The organism is Paenibacillus sp. FW101-FHT12H11 (genome assembly GCF_058790355.1).
Genome location: NZ_JBYTCO010000013.1, coordinates 123,668 through 146,048 on the forward strand (window position 1 = coordinate 123,668; position 22,381 = coordinate 146,048).

At 44.7% G+C, this 22,381-nt stretch carries 29 protein-coding genes; 22 read left to right on the forward strand and 7 right to left on the reverse strand.

The window, feature by feature from the left end; all coding sequences use genetic code 11:
• Nucleotides 1-3: 3 nt before the first annotated feature.
• The 13 genes from AC3WTJ_RS33725 (at nt 4) to AC3WTJ_RS33785 (ending at nt 16,333) form a co-directional block, all read left to right on the forward strand.
• Nucleotides 4-1,848: a hypothetical protein gene (locus AC3WTJ_RS33725; RefSeq protein ID WP_492525681.1), complete on the forward strand. Its 1,845-nt coding sequence runs from the start codon at nt 4-6 to the stop codon at nt 1,846-1,848.
• Between the two features lie 23 nt (nt 1,849-1,871).
• Nucleotides 1,872-3,416 (forward strand): chitobiase/beta-hexosaminidase C-terminal domain-containing protein, encoded by a 1,545-nt coding sequence (locus tag AC3WTJ_RS33730; RefSeq protein ID WP_492525683.1) that lies wholly within the window; start codon nt 1,872-1,874, stop codon nt 3,414-3,416.
• 11 nt (nt 3,417-3,427) lie between these two features.
• Complete coding sequence (locus AC3WTJ_RS33735; protein WP_492525685.1) at nt 3,428-4,450, forward strand: SGNH/GDSL hydrolase family protein; 1,023 nt, start codon at nt 3,428-3,430, stop codon at nt 4,448-4,450.
• A gap of 345 nt (nt 4,451-4,795) precedes the next feature.
• A complete protein-coding gene (locus AC3WTJ_RS33740) occupies nt 4,796-5,578 on the forward strand; it encodes a hypothetical protein (RefSeq protein WP_492525687.1) in 783 nt (260 codons plus the stop codon).
• A gap of 20 nt (nt 5,579-5,598) precedes the next feature.
• Nucleotides 5,599-6,561 carry a N4-gp56 family major capsid protein gene (locus AC3WTJ_RS33745; protein WP_492525689.1) on the forward strand — a complete coding sequence of 321 codons (963 nt, stop codon included), beginning with the start codon at nt 5,599-5,601 and terminating at the stop codon, nt 6,559-6,561.
• Nucleotides 6,562-6,618: 57 nt separating this feature from the next.
• Nucleotides 6,619-6,897 (forward strand): hypothetical protein, encoded by a 279-nt coding sequence (locus tag AC3WTJ_RS33750; RefSeq protein ID WP_492525691.1) that lies wholly within the window; start codon nt 6,619-6,621, stop codon nt 6,895-6,897.
• 42 nt (nt 6,898-6,939) lie between these two features.
• Nucleotides 6,940-7,524, forward strand: coding sequence for a phage adaptor protein (locus AC3WTJ_RS33755; protein ID WP_492525693.1), 585 nt, complete (start codon nt 6,940-6,942; stop codon nt 7,522-7,524).
• Nucleotides 7,521-9,518: an SGNH/GDSL hydrolase family protein gene (locus AC3WTJ_RS33760; RefSeq protein ID WP_492525695.1), complete on the forward strand. Its 1,998-nt coding sequence runs from the start codon at nt 7,521-7,523 to the stop codon at nt 9,516-9,518. Before AC3WTJ_RS33755 ends, AC3WTJ_RS33760 begins: the two co-directional genes overlap by 4 nt.
• A gap of 118 nt (nt 9,519-9,636) precedes the next feature.
• Complete coding sequence (locus AC3WTJ_RS33765; protein WP_492525697.1) at nt 9,637-10,929, forward strand: hypothetical protein; 1,293 nt, start codon at nt 9,637-9,639, stop codon at nt 10,927-10,929.
• A 10-nt stretch (nt 10,930-10,939) separates the two neighbouring features.
• Nucleotides 10,940-11,638: a hypothetical protein gene (locus AC3WTJ_RS33770; RefSeq protein ID WP_492525699.1), complete on the forward strand. Its 699-nt coding sequence runs from the start codon at nt 10,940-10,942 to the stop codon at nt 11,636-11,638.
• Between the two features lie 37 nt (nt 11,639-11,675).
• A complete protein-coding gene (locus AC3WTJ_RS33775) occupies nt 11,676-12,218 on the forward strand; it encodes a stalk domain-containing protein (RefSeq protein ID WP_492525701.1) in 543 nt (180 codons plus the stop codon).
• A 51-nt stretch (nt 12,219-12,269) separates the two neighbouring features.
• Nucleotides 12,270-13,715 carry a hypothetical protein gene (locus tag AC3WTJ_RS33780; protein ID WP_492525703.1) on the forward strand — a complete coding sequence of 482 codons (1,446 nt, stop codon included), beginning with the start codon at nt 12,270-12,272 and terminating at the stop codon, nt 13,713-13,715.
• An 11-nt stretch (nt 13,716-13,726) separates the two neighbouring features.
• Nucleotides 13,727-16,333, forward strand: a complete 2,607-nt coding sequence (locus AC3WTJ_RS33785; protein ID WP_492525705.1) for a hypothetical protein — start codon at nt 13,727-13,729, stop codon at nt 16,331-16,333.
• Here the strand turns inward: AC3WTJ_RS33785 and AC3WTJ_RS33790 are convergent.
• Complete coding sequence (locus AC3WTJ_RS33790) at nt 16,330-16,515, reverse strand: hypothetical protein (protein ID WP_492525707.1); 186 nt, start codon at nt 16,513-16,515, stop codon at nt 16,330-16,332. The genes AC3WTJ_RS33785 and AC3WTJ_RS33790 overlap by 4 nt on opposite strands.
• A 106-nt stretch (nt 16,516-16,621) precedes the next feature.
• On the opposite strand from AC3WTJ_RS33790, the gene AC3WTJ_RS33795 reads away from it, so the two are divergent.
• From AC3WTJ_RS33795 to AC3WTJ_RS33805, 3 genes are read left to right on the forward strand one after another with little or no spacing between them, the layout of a single operon-like run.
• Nucleotides 16,622-16,828 carry a hypothetical protein gene (locus AC3WTJ_RS33795; RefSeq protein ID WP_492525709.1) on the forward strand — a complete coding sequence of 69 codons (207 nt, stop codon included), beginning with the start codon at nt 16,622-16,624 and terminating at the stop codon, nt 16,826-16,828.
• Complete coding sequence (locus AC3WTJ_RS33800) at nt 16,825-17,283, forward strand: hypothetical protein (RefSeq protein WP_492525711.1); 459 nt, start codon at nt 16,825-16,827, stop codon at nt 17,281-17,283. The genes AC3WTJ_RS33795 and AC3WTJ_RS33800 overlap by 4 nt, the downstream gene beginning before the upstream one ends.
• A complete protein-coding gene (locus AC3WTJ_RS33805; protein ID WP_492525713.1) occupies nt 17,264-18,028 on the forward strand; it encodes a glycoside hydrolase family 25 protein in 765 nt (254 codons plus the stop codon). The genes AC3WTJ_RS33800 and AC3WTJ_RS33805 overlap by 20 nt, the downstream gene beginning before the upstream one ends.
• Before the next feature lie 37 nt (nt 18,029-18,065).
• On the opposite strand, the gene AC3WTJ_RS33810 is transcribed toward AC3WTJ_RS33805, so the two are convergent.
• The 6 genes from AC3WTJ_RS33810 to AC3WTJ_RS33835 all read right to left on the reverse strand — a co-directional run bounded on the left by AC3WTJ_RS33810 (nt 18,066) and on the right by AC3WTJ_RS33835 (nt 19,414).
• Nucleotides 18,066-18,191, reverse strand: coding sequence for a hypothetical protein (locus AC3WTJ_RS33810; RefSeq protein WP_492525715.1), 126 nt, complete (start codon nt 18,189-18,191; stop codon nt 18,066-18,068).
• A gap of 103 nt (nt 18,192-18,294) precedes the next feature.
• Nucleotides 18,295-18,480 carry a hypothetical protein gene (locus AC3WTJ_RS33815; protein ID WP_492525717.1) on the reverse strand — a complete coding sequence of 62 codons (186 nt, stop codon included), beginning with the start codon at nt 18,478-18,480 and terminating at the stop codon, nt 18,295-18,297.
• 68 nt (nt 18,481-18,548) lie between these two features.
• Entirely contained in the window at nt 18,549-18,686 is a 138-nt protein-coding gene (locus AC3WTJ_RS33820) for a hypothetical protein (protein WP_492525719.1), read from the reverse strand.
• Between the two features lie 79 nt (nt 18,687-18,765).
• On the reverse strand, nt 18,766-18,987 hold the full coding sequence (locus tag AC3WTJ_RS33825; protein ID WP_492525721.1) for a hypothetical protein: 222 nt from the start codon (nt 18,985-18,987) through the stop codon (nt 18,766-18,768).
• Entirely contained in the window at nt 18,984-19,193 is a 210-nt protein-coding gene (locus tag AC3WTJ_RS33830) for a hypothetical protein (RefSeq protein WP_492525723.1), read from the reverse strand. The genes AC3WTJ_RS33825 and AC3WTJ_RS33830 overlap by 4 nt, the downstream gene beginning before the upstream one ends.
• Nucleotides 19,194-19,195: 2 nt before the next feature.
• Nucleotides 19,196-19,414, reverse strand: coding sequence for a helix-turn-helix transcriptional regulator (locus AC3WTJ_RS33835; protein ID WP_492525725.1), 219 nt, complete (start codon nt 19,412-19,414; stop codon nt 19,196-19,198).
• 165 nt (nt 19,415-19,579) lie between these two features.
• On the opposite strand from AC3WTJ_RS33835, the gene AC3WTJ_RS33840 reads away from it, so the two are divergent.
• Genes AC3WTJ_RS33840 through AC3WTJ_RS33865 form a run of 6 tightly spaced genes read left to right on the forward strand, consistent with a single transcriptional unit; the run spans nt 19,580 to nt 22,328 of the window.
• On the forward strand, nt 19,580-19,831 hold the full coding sequence (locus AC3WTJ_RS33840) for a hypothetical protein (RefSeq protein ID WP_492525727.1): 252 nt from the start codon (nt 19,580-19,582) through the stop codon (nt 19,829-19,831).
• A gap of 5 nt (nt 19,832-19,836) precedes the next feature.
• On the forward strand, nt 19,837-20,112 hold the full coding sequence (locus tag AC3WTJ_RS33845) for a hypothetical protein (protein WP_492525729.1): 276 nt from the start codon (nt 19,837-19,839) through the stop codon (nt 20,110-20,112).
• A 13-nt stretch (nt 20,113-20,125) separates the two neighbouring features.
• Complete coding sequence (locus AC3WTJ_RS33850) at nt 20,126-20,314, forward strand: hypothetical protein (protein ID WP_492525731.1); 189 nt, start codon at nt 20,126-20,128, stop codon at nt 20,312-20,314.
• Nucleotides 20,311-21,411, forward strand: a complete 1,101-nt coding sequence (locus tag AC3WTJ_RS33855) for an FtsK/SpoIIIE domain-containing protein (RefSeq protein WP_492525733.1) — start codon at nt 20,311-20,313, stop codon at nt 21,409-21,411. The genes AC3WTJ_RS33850 and AC3WTJ_RS33855 overlap by 4 nt, the downstream gene beginning before the upstream one ends.
• A 43-nt stretch (nt 21,412-21,454) precedes the next feature.
• Nucleotides 21,455-21,829 (forward strand): hypothetical protein, encoded by a 375-nt coding sequence (locus AC3WTJ_RS33860; protein WP_492525735.1) that lies wholly within the window; start codon nt 21,455-21,457, stop codon nt 21,827-21,829.
• 16 nt (nt 21,830-21,845) lie between these two features.
• Nucleotides 21,846-22,328 carry a hypothetical protein gene (locus AC3WTJ_RS33865; protein ID WP_492525737.1) on the forward strand — a complete coding sequence of 161 codons (483 nt, stop codon included), beginning with the start codon at nt 21,846-21,848 and terminating at the stop codon, nt 22,326-22,328.
• Nucleotides 22,329-22,381 lie beyond the last annotated feature (53 nt).

The window sequence follows — 22,381 nt, forward strand, 5'->3', positions numbered from 1 at the left end:
AGCATGATGCAAGAAGGATCGAAGGTGCAGCAGAATTACACGGATGGCTTAGCTTACATAAAACGAATGGGCTTCTTAGACGCATGGCCTGAGTACGAGCGGTTTAAAGCTGGCATACAGTGGCCACCAGTGACGAAGCGTACGGAGAACCTACCGCGTCCGGTGTTTAACATCATCCGGTACATCGAGAATCACAAGGTATCGACGGTGATGAATGAGAATGTGCGCATGTTATTTTCTCCTGAGGAGATGGCTGGCGATGGTACGGAGAACGAACAGGAACAGACTGCAGAGGATCAAGCGGCTGATATGTTTACTCGTTACTCAGATACTACGTGGGAGAACATCAAGCAGGATGAGCTTAACGAGGAAGCCCTTGAGAGCGCGTCTAACCTTGGGACAGGCATATGGCACTACTATTGGGATAGCGAGGTTACAGGCGGCAATGAGTACCCATACGAAGGTGATATGTGCGGTGAGACGATCGATCCGCTCAACATCTTCTTTGGTAATCCGCAGGAACGCAGAGTTCAAAAGCAGCCATACATCCTCATAAGCTCGCGTGATGAAGTAGATTCGGTCAAGGAACTTGCGAAATCAAACAAAGTTCCGCCGCACATGATTGACCTCATCAAACCAGATAGCGATACGAACAACGAGGGTTATGATCGAGCGAAGGTGGAGTTAAGTAGCAGTACCAAAACGACTGTGCTTACAAAGTACTGGCGTGAGGGTGGGAAGATTTACTTCACTAAGGTGTGCGGTAGTGTGGTAGTGAAGCCAAAGACGCCAACGAACATGAAGCTATATCCAATCATCGTCATGCAGTGGGAACGCCGTAAGAAGTCCATATTTGGCGTAGGAGACACGGAGGGCATCATCCCTAACCAGAAGGCGATTAACTTCCTCATGGCGATGCAGTTGCTATCTGTGCAGCTTACAGGATGGCCTAAGCTTATTTACAAGGCTAATGCGATTGATCCTGCGAAAATTACGAATGCACCGGGTGAAATGATTGCAGATAACTCTCCTCCAGGACAAAAAGGGGTTGACTACCTCATTCCCGGCAATACCTCAAACCTTGCGATGGGGCTTGTAGATTCCTTTATGGAGTACACGAAGTCACTTTCCTCTGCTCAGGACGCTTCAACGGGCGATGTTGGTAAAGGTCAGCTTAATGCATCGGCAATTATGCTGCTTCAAAAGGCTGCTGGAGTGCCAATTGAGTCCATTAAGAAGCGTTTTTACCGCGCGATTGAGGATATCGGGCGTGTATGGGAAGAATTTTGGAAGGTGAAGTACAACACGACACGCAAAGTCACCCTAAAAGACGATGATGGGAAGCCTTATCCGGAGGAATTCAAGGGTACTGACCACGCCGATGTGGGAATGAACCTGAAAATAGACATCGGACCTAGCTCGCAATACTCGGAAGAGTTGATGATGAGCTCGCTCGACAAGCTATTTGACGGTCAGTACATCAGCTTAGAGGATTATCTAGAGTTTGCGCCGCAAAATGTGATTCCGTTCAAGGACAGGCTGCTCAAGAAGATCGAGAAGCAGAAGGAAGCGCAGAACATGCAGATTGTTATGCAGATGCCTCGTGATCTGCAACAACAATACATGAACTCGCCACCTGAGATACAGCAGCAAATGATTATGCAGTTCACTCAGCAACAGGAGCAAGCGCAGGCTGCACAACAAATTCAGGATCCACAGGAACAGTTTAGGCAGCAAACCGCACTTAAAGAGATGGACAACCAACATGATATGCGAAAAGCAGAGTTGCAGAGCGCAACGGACTTGCAAAAAGAGGCGATGAAACAACAAAAGGTGGCTGCAAAGTAGGATATTGAAGGTTGGTGAGAGGAATGCCGAATGTTACGGCTACGCCTGTGTCAGAACGTGACGACGACGAAGTACTGCAGAGGACCTACTTCATAGGATTGGCTAACATAGCGAGTAACTCATACACGTATCCGACCACACAAGAGATATTGATTATCAGGAACAGAAGTGACACAGATTTCATTACGGTTACGGTTAACAGCGCCAGTTATGTGATACCAAAAGGTGGATCGAGGCAGATAACGGCTTCATTCACCACGTTTGATATTACATCAACGTCAAACTCGCAGGCTTTCGATGCTACTGCCATTAAAGCGATAACGAGGGTTGGTACTGGTGGCGGAAGTGGTGTGTTAATCGTTTCTACTGTCGCAGAATTACTCTCGTCGTACCCGAATGGAAGCGCAGCTCCTGTGTGGGTTACGGCGGATAATAGTTGGTACTATTGGAGTGGTGCGCTACCAACGCCTGATACAACGCCACCAACTGTGAGTATTAGTCCAACGCCTGGCACATTTACTTCCGCACAATCTGTTACGTTGACAGCTAATGAAGCAGCTACAATCTATTACACATTAGATGGCAGCACGCCAACAACGAGCAGTATGGCTTATAGCTCAGCGATCTCGGTAAACTCAACAGTAACATTGAAATACTTTGCTAGGGATACAGCCGGCAATAGTAGCGCGGTTCAAACAGCAAGCTACACCATCGATGCTGGAGCACCACCAGACACAACAGCCCCGAATCCTGTTACAGGGTTATCAGCTGGCACACCGACTGCAAATAGTGTTCCACTCACGTGGACAATCTCTAACTCTGGAGACGTAACAAAGCAAGAAATTGCTTACTCGACTGATGGTACGAACTTCACTGTAGCCAATGGTAATGTTAACCCTTCAACGAATTCTGCGACAGTTACAGGGCTGGCAGCTTCTACCGCATATACGTTCCGGTTAGTGGCAATTGATGGAGCTAATAACAGATCTACAGCGGTGACGACAACGGCAACAACAGGTGTGGCTTCTGTAGGGAAAGTTAATGATGCATCATTACTCATTTATCAAGACAATCCAACTCTAAATCAAACAATTGCTAATCCAGATACTTATTTTCATAATGCAGATCAATTTACTGCATTTGCTACGGTGCAACCTATATCGGCAACCAATTCAGCGGCGAGCATCTTTACTAGGCTATCTCCAAACGCAGTAAATTTTAGCTTTACTTTTGATAGCAAAGTTAGCGGTATTCTTACAGGTAAAAATGCGAATGGTACAGGATCAGCCAATTTTCCACAAGCCACATCAGCTCCAACTACTTATACTGACCACAGTGTACCTTATCACGTTGTATTCATGCGTGACTCGACAAGTATTAAAGTTTATGTAAACAACGTATTACTACAGTCAACTAACGTAGCATCTGACTTTTATGTTGATACAAGCACATCTCCGCTAATGTTTGCGAGTTCAGTTCAAGCGGGTGTTACTTTCAAAAATATGGGTTATTACAACCGCGCGTTGACAACTGCGGAATTGACACAGAACTACAATGCGCTTAAATAAGGGGTGTTTACATGTGGAATCCACTCTCTAGCGGAAGCGGTAGCGTAGGTCCTCCTGGTCCACAAGGTCCTCCGGGATCTGGTTCAGCTACAGCAACCTCTAATCTTATGATAGGCGGAAACGTTAAATTTAAAGTTGACTTTACATCATTAACAATTTCATGGACTACATGGAATATATTTAGCAGTTATTACTCGAACCAAACGTTAAACGCGGGTTCTGTATCCTTTACAACAAGCAACAATCCACAGTTTGTATGTGTCAGAAACAACACTGTTGAGATTGTGCCGCAAACAACAAACTGGTTAACCTACACTGGGTACATAGTATTTAGTATTCTACAAACAAATGTCATTCCGATGGCTTACCCTGCCGAACAAATAGGCGTTAGAGGTGGAATGATTTACGGGCGTAGGGACCTATCTATAGGCGAGTGGGTAAAGATAGGCGATAGCATCACGTTTGGCGGTGCATCGGATCTAGTAAGTGAGTATGTAAATATCCCTGTTGTAACAAATTTAGGTGTAAACGGTAAGAAAATGAGTCAATCAGGCGGTATGTGGACGGATGTGGCAAACACTCCTGCTACTACTGAACTATGTACAATAATGGGCGGCACGAACGATGAACCTAACCTTACAACAGGGACCTACCAGTTTGGAACGATTCAGCCTGTAGGATCGGCATTCGACACGAATACATACTATGGTGCCTATCAAACGCTTATTGAAGGCTTGCTTAATAAAAACCCGCAAATGGTAGTAATCTGTATATCTCCACCAAGAGCATGGACAGACGGAACTGGTACGACTGAGCGTACTGGAATGAAAGCTGTTCGAGATGCAGTCAAAGCCGTGGCAGAGTTTTATTCATTGCCTTTCTTAGATTTGTATAATGAGTTCGGCGTGAATAAAGTTACACAAGCAACGTTCTTTAATAACGATGGTCTCCATCCAAACGTATACGGGAAAAAGCGTACAGGTACTTTGCTTATGGGCAAGATTAGGCAGGTATTCGGTCAGCCCAATTTTTAATGACTCTGACCTCCTAAAATATGGTATGCTTTAGTCCTACTACAAAAGTATCAGGGAGGACTAATCGGCTTATGGACATTTACAATTTGGACCCATCAAAATCTAGAGTTTATAACGGAATTGAGTACCGGATTGTTTCTTATTTGGAAAACAATCTACTACTATGTGTAATAAAAGAAGACGCAGAAAAAGGTGTCTTCCCAATAAGTACAGTTATAATTCCTGCTACATAACGCTTGATACAAAAATAAACCATTACTAACAGGCCTTTCGCAGAGCAGCGGAGGGCCTTAGCTATATCCAAAAACATTCAGCCAACCATAGCTGAACAGGAGGAATTTAACCATGGAAGAGATCGCCAACCATAGCGATGTAGCAGCGCCGGAAGTATCCGTAGAGACTTCGCCAAGCACTAACGCGACTAATACTCCTGCTACCACACAGGAAGCGCCTAAAGGGCTAACAGTGAAGTATAACAAGGAGGATCGCTTTATTCCTGAGGAAGAAGCGCCAACTTGGATTCAAAAAGGTTTGAACTATGACAAGGTGGCCGAGCGAGCAAAGGAAGCTGAGACATATCAGCAGAACCTTGAGCGTATCGCCAAGCACTATGGTTTCGAGAGTCACAGTGAGTACATGGAAGCCTTGGATAAGTTTGAGCAACAGAAACAGATCGAAGAAGAAGCGAGACGGTTGGGTGTAGATGAATCTGTGGTGCTTGAGCATCTAAAGCCCCTGAAAGACAAGCTAAGTGAGTATGAAAAGGAACGCGAGGCGCTCAAACAAGAGCGTATTCAAGTGCAGATCAACTCCGAAATTGCTGATTTGAAGTCTCGTTACCCTGATTTCGAGCAACACCAGGAGAAGGTATTCGAATTAGCCATCAATAGTGGCTATAAGCTCGAAGATGCCTACAAACTGGCTACTTACGAGGACAAAATCGCGAATATCGCCAAACAAACGGAAGCGGAAACGCTCCGTAAGATTCAGCAAAACAGGGAAACAGCAACTGGCTCACTTGGAGCAGGCGGCGTTGAGCACAAAACAGGGTTCGCAGCCATGACGAAAGATCAACAGCGGCGAATGATTGATGAAGTTAAACAAGGTAAGCGTAATAGCTTAGACTAAACTTAAGGGAGATGTTATGAATGGCTACAAACGTACAAGGGTATAACACTGGATCTGGTGTAAATCAACTATCTGCGGAGAACGCAACGTTTTATCAAACGGCGATGTTGGACCGTCTAACACCAGAATTATTCTTCATGAAGTATGGTGATAAAAAGAACATCCCAACGCGTAAAGGTGCTACAGCTCAATGGAGACGTTTGAACAACCTTGCGGTATCGACAACAGCAATCACCGAGGGTGTTACTCCGGATGGAGTTGACTTGTCGATCACACCAGTAACAGCAACGGTTCAACAGTATGGTAACTGGACGAAGATCTCTGAGTTCATCGATCTAGTTGGACTTGATCCACTTATGACTGAAACTGCTGAGCTTATGGGTGAGAACGCGGGGCAATCTGAGGATATCATCGTCCGTGACATCATCACCGCTGGAACAAACGTGTACTATGCAGCTGGCCGCGCAAGTCGTGTGACAGTTACTGCATCTGATAAGATTGCTGCCCTGGACATCTTGAAAATGCGTCGCACAATGAAGAAGAACAAGGTGAAAGAGATCAAACTGCCTGATGGATCGATGGGCTACTTGATGTTTGTTTCTCCTGACGTTGCAACTGACCTGATGCAGACACAAGAGTGGAAGGACCAAAACACGTATGTGAGCGTGGACAACCGTAAGAACGGTGAACTAGGCAAGTTGTATGGTGTTTACTTCCTAGAGGCTGTCAACGTATCTATCGATCCAACAGGTGGAGCTGCAAGCACTCCAGTTCACCTCAATTTGATGATTGGCGCAGGGGCATATGGTGTGCCTGACGTTGAAGGTTCTAGCAAGCCAGAGATCATCGTGCACGCAGCTGGGAGCGCAGGAACTGCTGATCCATTAAATCAATTCAACACTGTAGCTTGGAAAGCCGCTTTCACTGCAGTAATCATCCAACAACTCGCTATTCTTCGTTACGAGTGTGCTGTATCAGCTTAATAAATAAACTGTATTGAGGAGCCTTCGGGCTCCTTTAAATTTGAGGAGGAACAAATCATGGCAGAGAGAAAAACGGAAGCACAAGAAGAAAAAACATTAAAGGAACAACTTCAAGCAATGCCTAAAAAGACGATTCACATCCCTGAGGACGAGCAAAACCCAGGCGATGTTGTTCCGATTGGTTGGAATGGCATCATTTATGCGGTACCGCGCGGTAGATCATTCGAAGTACCAGAGGTTATTGCAGACATTTGGACAAATGCTTACGAGCAGACGCAGAAAGCAAGACGCCGCATCACAATTTCAGAATTAAAAGACATCGTTGTCAGCTACTAATGCCCCTGTGAGGGGCTTTTTTTGTATAAAGGGGATGATGAAGTGACATTGCAAGAAATTTTAGATGAAATAATGGAAAAATATCCGCATCCTTTGTCATCTGACAACATCATAAGCAAGATTAATACGCTGCAAAAAGAGTTGTTCCGCACAATATACAAGCCTATTGTTACCACTTCATACGATTTGTTGGCAGATAACCCGTACTACCCGATCACATACTCACCTTCCAAGGTGATTGACATAGTAGTTAATGGCGTTGAATATGACTCACTTAACATAAAAGGTAAAGCATCAACAAACTGGTATTGGTTCACAGACGATAACTGTATCGCGTTATACCCTACGCCAACTGAGGATGAAGAAGGCGGTCTGGTGGTATTTCGGTACAAAGAACCTACCGCGCTTAGTTCATCGGATATCGGAGCAATTCCCGATTTCGACTATGATTTCCATATGCTCATTGTGTATAGAATTTGCAAGCAACTGGCAGAAAATAACAATGAGTTTGAAAAGGCGAATGGTTATATTACGCAAATCAACAATCTCATAAGTGATTTCAACGAAGGTAAACAAGAACCTGATTATAGACAAATACAAGATGTGTATGGAGGGATGTTGTTGTGACCCAGCAGGCAACCGAATTAATCGCCACGCAGATGGCAGCATCCGCGCAGATACAAAAGATATGGAACTTTCTCTTTAATGTAAAAGCTGCGCCATATAACGCAAAAGGAAATGGAAGTGACGACACCGGTGCCATACAAAAAACCATTAATGCTGCTATTGCTGCTAACTCTAAATCTGTATTTTTTCCTTCAGGCACCTACAGTGCAACGGCCTTAACTGGACTAGATCAAGTTGTAGTTTTTGGAGACAATGCAACTTTAACTGTAGGTGGCGTACCAATAAATGTTGAACAATTAGGAACAGGTGCATCTAGCGCATTAGAATCTGTTAAAGATGCGGCTTTATATAGCAAGGCATTAAGCGAAATGCTCATCGTTCCTGCAGGATCGCTTGATCGTGCTAAAAATGCAATTGCTACCACGAAGACGCTCAAAGTAGTTGAAGTGGGGGATAGCATTACGGAAGGTCTCGATCAAACTTCACCAGAGGACGCGTATACGAAGAGAGTTGAACGTGCATTAACTTCTGCTCTTCCAGGCATTACAACAACTGTATACAACTATGGGTTAGGCGGAACAGGGATCGGAACACTTAACGATCCAACGTTTGTCGGGGGGACAAACTTCACTAGGCCGTGGTCAGTCAATGGAAAGACATGGCTCAACCATGTACGTGACGCGAAGCCAGATTTAGTTATTGTTGCTTTCGGTATGAACGATGCTGGTATTGGCCCAGAGTTAAACTACAACGGGTACACTACTTTATTGAATACATTTAAAACGTGGGATCCTGTACCAAGTGTAATTCTCGTTCCGTCTATGCTCCCGACTAAAGATACAAAACGGTACAATCAAGGGCAAAACGCAACCAATTCTGTTGCACGATCAACACGGCAATTTGCAAAAGACAATGGACTTGTATGCGCAGATGCGAACCGACTATTCCAGTTATTACGTGACGGTATCGATGACGTATCGCGAGTCAGCTCACAAGAATTGAACTTCTCTGGATTCCCTTCAAAATGGACAGGTAGTGTAGGTAATTTCAGCTTATCTGGCTCTACACTCAACCCATCACCCGGATTAACAGGTCGTTTCGTGACCAGGCCGCGTGACTTTTATAATGGGGCTCTCGAATTTGATGTGAATATCCCAGGTTCAGGTATAAATAATTCTGCTTGGATCAATTATCGCGATGATACGACAAACGGGCGTATGACTGTTCTAATCATGGCTGGTAGTGGATCAACTGGAATTGTGGAGCTTTATACAAATGACTCTACATCTGGTCTAGGAAACGCAACAGGACTTACTATACAACCAGGTGTCACAACCCATATTCGAATTGAAGCGTTGGATACAAATCATAAGATATACGTAAATGGAGCGTTAGCGCTTAACATTACAACAACCAAAAAACTGCATAATGGTTACATAACAATTGGTGGCACAGGATTAGTCCCAACCTACTCAAACATGCAGATGACTTATCTGGACCCATTAAAGTCCACTCCAATTTACACGGAGGATGATTTGCTCGGAAAATATCCGAAATCAGGCAGCGGTAATGGTATTAACCATCCGAGTGGTCTAGGACATGCTATAGTCTACGCTCCCACATTCAATGGGATGATACGCGAATTAACGTTAACCAGAGAAAACGGTTTGTTTCTGCCGATCAGATTGCCAAAAACGAATTGGGGACCTCCCAGTGCAGGTGGAGGCTATCCACTAACCACAACGGCGGGTGAGACACTGTATTATCAGCTAGTGTCGACTTATGACAAGTACCGTGGTATTCGCCTACGAAGACAGGACAACGGCGCGTATTACACACTTAGTTCAGTTGCCTTAGATACGAGCACATTGGCAAACCTAGAACCTGGTAAGTTTGCGTATTACCCTGCGAGTCCAACACAAGATTTTATGTGGATATCTGTTCCTGGTGGTGGCGGTGTAAACTGGGAAGTTGACGAATACAAGTATCAATAAGAGGTGAAATATGAATGAATTTCCTCCTATAAAGACCAGACCACCAATCGTACAGCGGATGTTTAGGGGCACCAACAAACACGACCCGTTCTCGATACGTGATGAAGAAGCATCTGATATGAGCAATCTATCCTCCGATAAGTACCCGGCTCTCTCCGCGAGACCGGGTTTTTCATTACTTGGAAGCACAATGCCATCTGTGATCAACGGATTAGGCGCATGGAAAGACAGTGAGTTACACGCGGTGTCTAACGGTACGTGGTACAAATACTCTGCCGGCACGTGGAGCTCAACAGGCGCTACGGGTCTGGGCGTTACAGACGCGTCATTTGCTAACTTTAAGGGCGCATTCGCTGATATCAACCTTATTATGGCGAATGGCGTGGGTCAGCTGAGAACATACAACGGGACAACAGTATCAGCGTTAGGAGACTCCCCAAGCGGCGCTAATTACGTTGATCAATTTATGGAACGTGTATGGGCTGCCGTGGGCAATACCGTTCACAGCTGTGCCTCAGGAAACGCCTCACAATGGACTAAATTCGATGGTGAGGATAGTGACTCATACACTAAGGGCGTAGATACGAATGATGGTGAAACAATCAATGGAGTCGTAGCAGGATCGAACGCGCTGACCATTTTCAAGCCAAGCAGTATCCATAAATTATTCGGTTATGTACCATCTGATTTCACGCTCATGCCTGTAACAAAAGAAGTTGGATTGCTGAACAACAAATGCGCTGTGACAATCAAAGGGATCATGTACATTTTTGATGATACGGGGATATACGAATATTACGGCTCTACGTTGCCCGATAAGGAATTCTCATTTCCCGTGCAATGGTATGTCGATAACATGAACAAAAGTGCAGCAAATACCTGTTTCCTCACGTCTGACGGAAAGAAACTATATGCTGGCATCGCGATGACCGGCAGCACGCCTGACACCCTGTTAGTCTGCGATTTAGATTATAAAATATGGTATGTATGGAACGACTGGAACCCAACGTGTGGCCTGAAAATGCAGAATGAACTATACCTCGGAGATGCTACAGGAAAGGTGATTAAGCCGGGAGGTACAACGGATAATGGTGCGCCAATCAACTGGCGATGGGTAAGTAAGCCATTCGGCGCTGCATCGATGAGTCAGCGCATCCGTTGGTTCCGATTCTTCCTGATTATTGACGTGCCGGCAGGAAGTTCCCTTAACATCTACGTGAGCAAGTCAGCAACAGGCAATGACTGGACGCAGGTCGGCGGTACCGTCACAGGAACGCTACAGAGCGTTCGTATACCGATCGCGTTAGGCGGTTTAGCCATGGGTAACTGGCTGCGCGTTAAGTTCACCGGTAGTGGTCCGGTATCGATACACGAGTGGAATAGAGATGAAGAGGCAATGCCTCTAAGCTAAGGAGGATATTATGGGGATTCCAAGTTTACCAGAAGTGCCGATGAAGCCAACGACAGAGCAACTCGCTCAGATCGTGGCACAGGGATTTGAGCAGCTAGGCTATCTGATGAGTGGATTCCTGAGCTCAGACAATGCCAGGGAGTTCGGAGGCTGGCAGATCGGCAAGACGGAGATGCAGTCGAAGGATAAGACAGTGGGCATGTCAACGAATAAAGAGGGCGTTGATCCGATTAGGTTTTTTGCTGGAGATACGATCGATGGTCATCCTAACTTTAAGGTGACTCAGGAGGGTATCTTGACAGCAGTAGCAGCAATATTCATGTCGGCTGCGGGGTATCCCAAGGTCGCTATGAACTTGAATAACAATTTGATTCAGGCATTCTCGGATGCGAATAATCACGTAGATATATCGCCTGCAGCTGGTACTGCTCCTGGTATAGCATGGATTGTGGCAGGAGCGTTGAGCGCATATTTACAAAGTACTTCAGCAGGCCCTTTACTTGCATCATTTGGTGGTGTTCCAATAACTTTTCAATCAAGCTCACATATAAATTTAAGACCAGATGGAAATCTAAACATCAATGGATCCGCTGGACAAACTGCATCTATTCCATATGTCAAAAACATTATTCCCATGGAGGGTGGAGGGTTCGTTGCTAACAATGGCACACTAAACTTCACAAAAGGTATTCTCACATCCTATACGTAGTGTATAATGGTGAAAAATACCATTAGGGGATGACGAGATGCGGAAATATATTATTGGAACATTATTCGGCATATTCCTAGCCACGGCGGCTGGAGCGAACGCTCAGGAGGTTACTAAATTGATAGACTCTGTTGTACAAGGGGTCTTCCCAGTTACGGTTGAAGGTAACTCAGTTGGGGAAGCCATTGTTGTAAATGATAAAACGTATCTGCCAGTAAGAGAATTCGGTGAGGCAGTTGGATATAAGGTCACATTTACAGAAGATAGAGAGGTTGTTTTGACTAAGAATGGAACTACCGGTAATAATTCAACAACCGTTATACCTGGTGGTAGCGTAATTACGCCAAACACTCCAACAGTATCAATTGACGATTTGAAAAAGAAGATTGCTGAAGAAAAAGAAAATATAATTTCTGACAAACAATTGTTACAAGTCAATCAAGACTCATTAAAGAATCCCAACATTCCGAAAGCTGATGTTCAGAAATTTATCGATATGTATAACAAGCAAATTGCAGACGCTGAAAAACGCATCGCCGACTACGAAGCGCAAATTGCTGCACTCGAAGCGAAAAAATAAAACAGAGAGTCCTCATTGAGGGCTCTTTTTCATTTAAGGAGGCTGAATTTCATGGCAGTCACGTACAGAAAACCAGTAGATGACGAAGTACCTTGGGACCAACGTTTAGCCAACTATGCAAGCAACAAAGATGCAGGACTAAGCGAGTATCAGCGCGCTCTCGAAGTGTACCGTGGAAAAAGTGCTGCAGGTGATACCGCAGGCGCTGATGCTGCCAAGAAGTGGTCAGATCAGGTTAATACGGCAATCGGCGGCATCGGAAGTAATCGTTCAGCACAAGTCAATAATGCCTTCGATACGATCAGTCAGAAGGTCAATGCGCAGCCATTCCAGTTCAAGCAGACGGCAGCACCATTTCAGTACAATGCACAAGCTGATCCTGCATACCAAGCGGCTTTAAAGACAGCTCAAGGTAACATCCAACAAGGACAGAACAATACGTTAGCCAATCTTGCTGCGCGCGGTCAAGGAAATTCTTCATATGCTACGACAGTTGCTCAACAAATCGCAAATAAAGAGATGGGCAATGTGTCTAACAACATTCTGCCGCAGCTCATGCAGCAAGCCTATGGAAGATACCAAGACGAAGTAAACAACGATTACCGCAATCAGCTCGCTAATTATCAGGCTCAGCAAGATCAGATCGGCAACCTATCGAAGTATGCAGGTGCGTTGAGCGATCTTGGGCAGCGTGATTTGGACAACCAGTACCGTGACAGTCAGGCGGCGGAGCAGCAGAAGCAAAGCAACTGGAATGCGTACCTACAATCGGTTGGATTAACTGGTGACCTTGGCACAGGAGCAAAGAATGACTATTCCTTGCTAGGATCACGAACAGGAAACCTTAGCCTACAAGGCCAACAGTTGAAGGACAATCAGGCTCAGCAAGCGATTGATAATAAATTCAAACAGCAGCAACTAGAGCAATCTGCGCAGCAATTTGCTGCATCACAAGGGCTTCAATGGGCGAATCTGAACCAACGTCAAAGAGAGTTCGTGGCTGAACAAGCGATGAAACAACAACAGTTGGATGCACAAAACAATCCGAACAATCTTGATAATAAATACAAGCAAGCCCAAATTGACGCGTTGACTCAGAAGAATGCACAAACTGCAAATCATGGTATTGATGAGTACGATTTATCCATGATTGACACGTTAGCAGCAAATAAAGGCGTTGATTTCTCTAAGCCTGAGACAATCAGGCCATTTATCGCTGAACTCAAAACTCAATATGGATGGACAACAGATGAAGCGAAAAAAGTGGAATCATACCTATCCAGCAAAGCCAATTCATCGCAAGGTTCATCGTCATTTAATTTTTTCCCGTCGTTAAGTTTTGATTCGATCAAAAACAATTTTCAAAATGGTTTGAATTCATTCAATGGATTACTGGACAAGTTACCTGGTGGTGGAAGCCAACAAGATTCACAAGGCTATATTGATTATTTAAAAGAACTGGCCAAGCAATCTAATCCACTCAATCTGTTTAAATAGGAGGTTAACGTATGGGTCTTTTTGATAAGCAAACATCCGGACAAAAGAGGAATGGACTGTTTGGCATAGATAACTCTTACGACACAACTCCTATAGAAAAACAAATCAGTAATGCCAATACACGGATCCAAGATGCAGGATACAAACAATCCGATTCCGACCAAAGAAACTGGTTTGAAAAGGCTACGAACTTACCACAAGGACAAAACTGGTTCTTTGACACATTAGAACTTCTTGGAAGACCTGGGGGCGCTGTCAAAAACGTAGTCGATAAAAGCCTTTTGAACGATAAGGAAAGTATAGGCGAGGCGGCTTGGAAGGGATTCAGTGGCCAAGAAAAAGTTCATGGCGCTGATATCGCAAAAGATTTAGGCGTTAATAACAAATTAGGAAAATTCGCATTGGGGTTAGGGCTAGATATTGGCCTTGACCCTTTGACTTATGTTCCGGGTGGCGTACTACTTAAGGGTGCAAAAGGCGCGGCTAGTTTAGCGACAGCACCTGTTAAATATGGATATAAGGCATTAGAGAGCGCGAATCCTGGACTTCAAACATTACGATCAAATGTTATCGAGCCTGCATTGGCAAGAGGCAAGGATGCTCTTGGTCATGCTTTTGTGCCTCAATACAAATGGGATCAGACATTATCTGGAACATCAGATGACACACTGAAAAATTTATTTAATCAGACTAACAACAATATTCGATTCCAGAGTGAAGAATCTCTAAGGAACATCGGTAATGTTGCGAAATCCACAGGCTTAAAAGTTGGAGATGATGTCGGCCGGCTTATGGAGAAGGACCTACAGGTATATGGTCCGCGTCCATCTCGCCAATACTCTAATGATCCAAAAGTACAACAAGCGGCTCAGGATCTTATGAAGAGCAATGATGACATTAGGCAATGGGCGGCAGATAGTGGCGTTGATGTAGGTCAATTGCAAGGCTATATGGCACATATTTTAAGCGCTGAAGAACGTGCGGCCAGAACAAAGAAGATTAATATCGATCGCGGTGTTCAGGGGAATAGCCCGGATAAGAAAATCCTGAATGCACGTACGCTCCAGGGGAGTGCAGAAGACGTTAACCAACAGATCGGCCGCAAGTTCTTCGAACCGAATGCATACTTTTCTACAGCAATCGGTCAAAAAAGGTTGATTCAATACGCTAATGCAGTTAAATTCAGACGCGAAGTGCTGGGGAATAAAGAGTTTGCGCAGCCGTTTACAAAAGGCATGCAAGTTCCGTCTGACGCTGCGGTTATCAATACGAATAACTACCGGTTTATCAAGGATCCACTTGGGCAATTACCTGATGAAGTTGGCGGAGAATACCTTGTAACTAAGGGAGTTAAATCTGCTCTAGACCGTTATCAGCACGCCGTTACTGACGAAGGTACAAAAGGATTCCTCAAAGCCTATGACACGTTACAAAGCCTATGGAAGCGTGGAGCGTTGTTCTCTCTTGGATACCATGCTCGAAACCAAGCTGGAGCAATGTTTAACAACTACGTAGGTGGTATGAACCCAGCTGATCTTGTGAAATACACGAAGGATGGATTCCAAGAGGTAACGAATGCAGTCAAAGGTAAAGAGTCAGCGATGTTTAAGGAATACCGTCAGCAAGGTTTGTCGTCGAGCGCGTTGTCTCAAGTGGAATTCGCTAAGCTGGGGGAAGATCCGGAGAGAGCAATTGAGCGAACCATCAATAACCTGAGTCGAGATAAAAAAGGACAAGTAACTCAGCGTCTTAATCCAAAGAATGCTTTCCAAACCTCTCAAGAAATCGGGAACTACTTCGATCAAGCCAATCGATTCGGACTGTATAAATGGTCTCGTGATAGAGGGATGTCGGCTGAGGAAGCGGCTAAAAAGGTGAGAGAAGTACAGTTCGATTACTCGAACACGACACCTTTTGAAAGCAATATAGCCGCCCGTGTAATCCCGTTCTATCGGTGGATGAGGAATAATATTCCTTTCCAAATTAGGCAGGCTATAAACGATCCTCGTAAGTATGAGTACGTTAATAAGGCTCGTGAGAACGCACAGGACGTTGTTGGATTAAATGAGGATAACATTCCTGATTACATGAAAGAGAGCTTCGCTATTCCGGTATACGGGGAGAACGGTAAAGGCAAAATGTTGGGGTTAAACCTACCGTTAGGCGACCTGACTAAACTCTCTAATCCGGGCAAGACTGTCGTTGACTCGCTGTCCGCTGTACTTAAAACACCAGCTGAATTGGCGTTAAATTACAACACATTCCGCGGCAAGCCCATCCAGAAGTTTGAGGGACAAGAAACGAAATATCAGGTGCCATTCACCAACAAAGAGTTTGGGCTACCGGTTAAAACGGCATATGCACTGGAACAAGCTACAGGACAGATAGGAAAAGGCTTAAGTGGATTCCTGCAGAAGCCTGAGAGTGTGGACCAAGATACCTTGAACCGCTTACCTACGCTTGGCATCTCGTCAATGGCTAAAGATTTTGACGCACAAAAATACGCCTACTATAAAAAGCTAGACGAGCTCAAGAAACTGCAAGATTTGATGTTGTACATTCAGCAGCAAGAAGGTGCTAAGCCGCGGACACTTAATGAGATTAAGAAAGCCCGTTAATCTTTGATACGATGCTTTGAAGAGGCTTTAGGAGTCTGTTTGGGTTGTTTTGGTTCCTTCTTGCCAAACAATCTGTCACCAATTCCACCGAAGAACTGACCGAATAACGCGGCTGTGAAATAAACGGCGAACACCACGAATATGCCATATAGCGCAATAGCCTCATCTTTAAGTATTTGCATAGGATCACCTCGAATCTAGTATATCACAAGTAGATTTTGTCCTATTACATAAACTGCAGCCACTCGACAATGAGTGGCTTTTTACTATCCAAGGAGGATGATGCCCATGCCCAGATTTGAGATGGACGAGTCAGAAGAAAGTGGAGAGCAGTCAGTTGAGTGGTGGCAACTGCTCGACGACGCTGCGGGCTTCGCTCGATATTGCTATTCCGACATCCAGCAACACGGTAGCGACGAGCTTAAAAACGCGGTGAATATTATTCTGGGTGGCCATCCACCTGCGATCTATAACAAAAAGGGGGAAATTGCATGAAAACAGTGAATAAAGCAATACTGGTGCCGGTGCTGTCGGCGGTAGCTTTGCTCGCTAAGTTCGTGATCGGGTACGAGATACCGGACGTGGCTGTAGATTTAAGCGCAGACATCATCATGGGACTTATATCGTTGGTTGGTATTTTCATGAATCCCAAGAAAGGTGCCAGTCCTGAAGTGGTATCCGCAATTGCGGCTACATCAGCTTCGATTCAAGAAACGACAGCGGCCGCAGAAGGCGCTCAAATAAAGAAAGTATCGGTTAATCCAATGAGTTTCAATGAGGTCCTCCCGTATCTAGAGGGCATATCAAAGGACCTAACCGACGTGTTTGACGCATTGAAAAGCGGCAAGTATAACACAGATACACAGAAGGCGTTAGACACTGCCATTGCCATCCACGACTTTTTAAAACAGCAAAAAGGGGGCATAGGGGATGCAGCAAAGAGACCCTAATAATGCCTTAGGAATCGACGTTTCGCACTGGCAAGGAGCCATCGATTGGGCGAAGGTGAAGGCAGCCGGTTACTCCTTCGCCATAATGAAAGCGACTGAGGGTACGGGCATGATCGACGATACTCTTGAGCCGAATATTAAGGGTGCTAGCGCGGTGGGAATGGCGGTTGGTTGTTACCACTTCTGCCGCGCTTCGAACGTCTCAGAAGCTGTTGCAGAGGCTACGGTGTTTGGTAATGTGTTGGATAGCTTAGGCGGTATTGCAGCCATCGACATTCCACCAATTCTGGACATTGAGACAGTTCACGCGAAGACTCGTGCGGAGATTGTAGCTATCGCTCACGCATGGCTAGAAGCTATTGAGAAGCGTTTCAACGTTCGGCCAATGATCTACTCTTTCCCGTTTTTCATGGACCAGTACCTAGACGAATCACTGTCAAAGTATCCGCTATGGTATGCGAACTATGGAAATACGCTCGATCAAGACAGATGTGGCTGGAGTGAGTGGACGTTTCAACAATATACTGACAAGGGATCTGTGCCGGGCATTGGCGGATATGTGGACTTGAACCAATATAAAGGGAGCGTGGATGAAATGATGAACCGTATTAGTGCAGAGGATGCGAATAAAATCATTGAACGATGGCTGGCGCATGGATATGAGCACGCTTCTGATGCTGATAAAGATGAGCGCCACCGGTTGGCGAATGAATTACGTAAAGCATCTGGACAACCTGTACAGTAATAAAAAAGCCCTCACACTAATCCGTGGGGGCTTCTCCTCAATCTCCATACAACAACTTATACTTATCAATTACCACTACCGTACCATCCTCGAATATATCTACAAAGTACTCCCGCTGATCATTCCGCAAGTACGTGTAAATCGCATACGGCGGTTTAGTCATCTCCCATCCCCAAAATGTGAGCTTACCAAAACGATCGAAGTAATCCTTCGCTGCATCAAGTGAGTTGATTTAGGTAGGTTGGATGTGTCTACGTTACTTTTTCTCATTTTTCGTCCTGTAAATTTCCGATGACGGTGAACTTACTATTTTTATCGTTTATTATCTCCCAAAAATCCCCTTTTCCGTCTGTAAACTGAATAGACTTGCCTTTATTTCTTATGAAGATACCAGTTCGCTGAGGGTTATTTTCGCCTGCCCATTCGTTAACAACAATGTCCAGAAATTTCATTCGTTTGCTTCCACCTTTACTCATTCGGAGATTAATCTTAAAACTTCCTCAACTTTTGTCATAACTTCCTATTCGACTCCGGGGCTCATGTAAATGCATGTGAAGCTGTCTTTCCCATAAACGCCAAGTATCGCTTCTTTCCTGACATACCAATCAACCTCGTAGTTATATCCGTCTCTTTTCACTCTTCGTCTTAACTTAATCATGTCACTCTGTCTCCTTTACCAAAATTTGTATCAAGTCCACTCCAGTAACTTCCTCGATCATATAACTTCGCCTCATAAGCTATACATAATCGACTGCGTTACATGCTATTTCTTGCATATCTTGTGTGAAAGCACTCTCAGCTGATTTAGGAACTTCCATATCAGCAATCTTTTTGAGTTCATTGCTTAACCGTTTGACTTCATCAAGAAGATACTTTATATCGTCAACAAACTCCCCATTATCTGCATACGAGTCTGTACACTCATCGATGCTTCTTTTTATCTCATCCAGTCTGCTCATTGGTTATCTGTCTCCTTTACCGGAAGATTTATTTCAGCGTAATGGGTTACTCCAGCGCGAAGTGCATGGTCACGTCCCCACCAAGTGTATCCGTAGTTGTTTTCATCTTCACAATATGCGACATCAACATATGTTCCATTTGACACTAAATAAAAATCCTTGGTTGGCATTGGATTTCCATGATCCCACTTTTTCCATTCAATCATCTTTATTCCTCCTCATATATGTACAAGTCATCCACCTTGCGATCTAACAGCTTAGCTAACTTAAATACTAACTCAGCGTTAGGCACCTTCTTACCAGCGATAATGGAGCTTAAATATATTGGTGTGATGCCCAATGATGCCGCTAAATCAGTACGGTTTATTTTATTTCCACTAGCCGTTTCAGACTCGGCGATTACAATTTTGATCCTCGATTTCAGCAACGTCTTATCCTCCATGTTTTGCCCTATACCATAAGAATTCACCGTCCCACATATAAATTCCTGCTTATAAACATTATACCATAAAATTAATAATTAATCTGGTGGAATAATGTACGAGCATTCGACAATATGTTATATCAAACGACTAACAAGGAGGTATACACAATGATTCTAGAGTTGATATTTGCTGCTTACATCGTAGAGGCCGGACGCGCAACTTACTACCATGTAAAGGAGTGGCGGCGCGACAACCGGCTGCATGACCGGTTTATCGACATCCTACACAATTCCAAAACGTTAGCTGAGTTAGCTGCAAACTGCGATGCGGATAAGTTGAATAACCCCGAGTTATACAAGAAAATTCCGCCGACGTGGTTGGGGAAAATATTCAACATGATGGTTGATGATAAGGAGTGAACAGTATGGCTAAGAAACGAGCGTATATGATGGCTCCATTCAGACCGAATTTGGATCGAGATATACAGGAGAAGTACTTTTCTATACCGGAGGGGAAACGCTCTGATGCATTAAGAGACGCTTTCCGCCTATACTGCGGCATAGATAAGAAACTCGTATTCGAAGCCACGGAACAGCCAATCAAACAGCCTACACGACCACCGTATATCAATAAGCCACCTACCGTTCACACTCCAACTAAACCAGTGATTAACAAGCCGCTGCTTAATTCTAAAAAATGAGGAGTGATGCACCATGGAAATTGCTTTCACCATATTGGGATTGGGCGCCCTTGATGCCATTGTATCCGGCATTCTCAAGGAAGCTAAGCAGCAAAACAAAATTGTTTTCGTCCGGATCTCCATGTATCTCACTGTAGCTATCATCGTGTTAGTCGAAGTGTCTAAACTGCTGCATTACGCGAGAGGAGTGTTCGGGATATGATCCTGTTTGCGCTAGGAGCTGCTATGTTCGTGGGTGGATTCGGTGGCGCGATTGTGCTTTCCAAGGCAGGAGGCGCACCGGCCGAGAAGGATACTCTGCACACTTGTTTCAATCGAGCCCGACTATATCTCAAAAACAAAGTGGATGACAAATGGGTGTACACCTATCCCGTGGTAAATGGACATGAAACTTTCGAAGATCGAGAGGAGCACTCATTCACGCTGCCTATCGGTCTTGATCCGGAACGCGTAACTAAATTCTACTGGGTGTTTAAACAGGGATTTGGTGAGCACGTCGACTTGGTGGGAGATACTTCAACCTTCACTTTGAGGGTGTATAACAAAGGGATAGAGAAGTTCGATTACAATCTGTCAGACATTCCGTTAGATGGGTACCATCTACCTATCATAGCTGGCTGCTCACGCGAAGGATGGGAGATAATCGAGATGACGGAGAACCCTCACCTGCTTATTGCAGGAGAGACAGGGAGCGGAAAGAGTACGGCACTACGAGCTATTATATCTACGTTGATTCTTCATATGAAGCCTGCAGAGATCGAGTTATACCTGGCTGATCTAAAGCGTAGTGAGTTTCACTTGTTCAGAGGGATTAAGCACGTCAAAGCTGTGGTCAACGACAGACCGGGACTTTCGAAAGTGTTGGATAAGATTAGCGAAGAGTTGATTATACGTGGCGACCTATGCGATAAACACGAAGTTTCTAATATCATCGATCTGCCGTTTAAAATCCCATTTATCATCTTAGCCATTGATGAAGTAGCCTTGCTGAAAAAGGATAGGAAGCTCATGCCGATCATCGAGGACATTGCGGCCACAGGAAGGGCGTTGGGTGTGTTTCTGATTCTCTCCATGCAAAGGCCAGACTCAAAGCTGCTTGAATCAGGATTGAAGAGTAATTTAACTGTAAGGATGGCATTTAAACATGAGGATGCTACGAATAGTCGAATCACATTAGATTGTGCCGGCGCCGAAAAAATTGAAACGAAGGGATTGATGTTGTTGAAGTGTGAGGGTATCAAGAACGTACAAAGTCCGTACTTAACATTACCGGAGGCTAAAAAGCTTTTAAAAGGGTGACATATTAAAAAATGTTTGTACTAATCAGAAGTTAAGTTGGTTCATGTTCGCTCCCGTGTATAAGCATGTTATTATCGTTCGACAGGCTGTTTTGCAAAAAGAGGTTGACTATCTACTGGAGATTGGCGCTAACGGCAGGCATGGGTACATCGATCAGTCGATGATTCAAGAGTCCAGGAATCGTATGGAGTCCAGGGGCTTCACGCCAGGAGAACTTGTGTATACGATTGAAACTACAACGGGAACAGGGGGGATGGATGTAACATCAACTGTTTGGCGGGGAGCAGGCTTGAGTTTGAAGCTGACGTATCCGTATCATCGGCTTTTTGTTATTGATCGATTAGTGGGGATAACAGTCCCTGCCGAAACGGACCGCATGGGGGCCAGCGGCATGAAGATGAGTGAGTATGTGCCTTGAGGGTTGAGGGGATGTTGTGTATAAGTTACTATTCATGGCGCTGATGAGTGTCGTATTCATGTCGATGTATGCGCTGCAAACGGATGAAGAGCTGGCCATGCACACGCTTTTTCATGGGAAGCATGCGCTGAACCGTGCGGTTCATGCGGCTGCTCAGCAAAATGATCAGGTGAAGCTGGCTGAGGGCATCCATGCGATAGATGAGAGTAGGGCAAGGACTGTGGCCCTGCAATATTTGCAGACAAACTTAAGACTGGATACGGCGAATAATCCGCTGCCTGGCACTTTTTTACAGGATGAGGTGGTGGTAGAGTTATTTAAGATCGTTAATGAGGGGGAGGTATTTCCTTATACTTATACAAATTCTGCTTATGGTTACTCGGTTACGCTGAACCGACCTGGGGTCATTATGTTTATTCGCTTGCAGTTCCCGAGAACATATACTGTTTTGCAGCCGATTACTTGGAGGATTAAGTGTTCTGCAGAAATGGTATTTTGAATGTATAATAGCAGATGAGGTGTACATTCTTGGAGTTGTGAGGAGAGGTACGA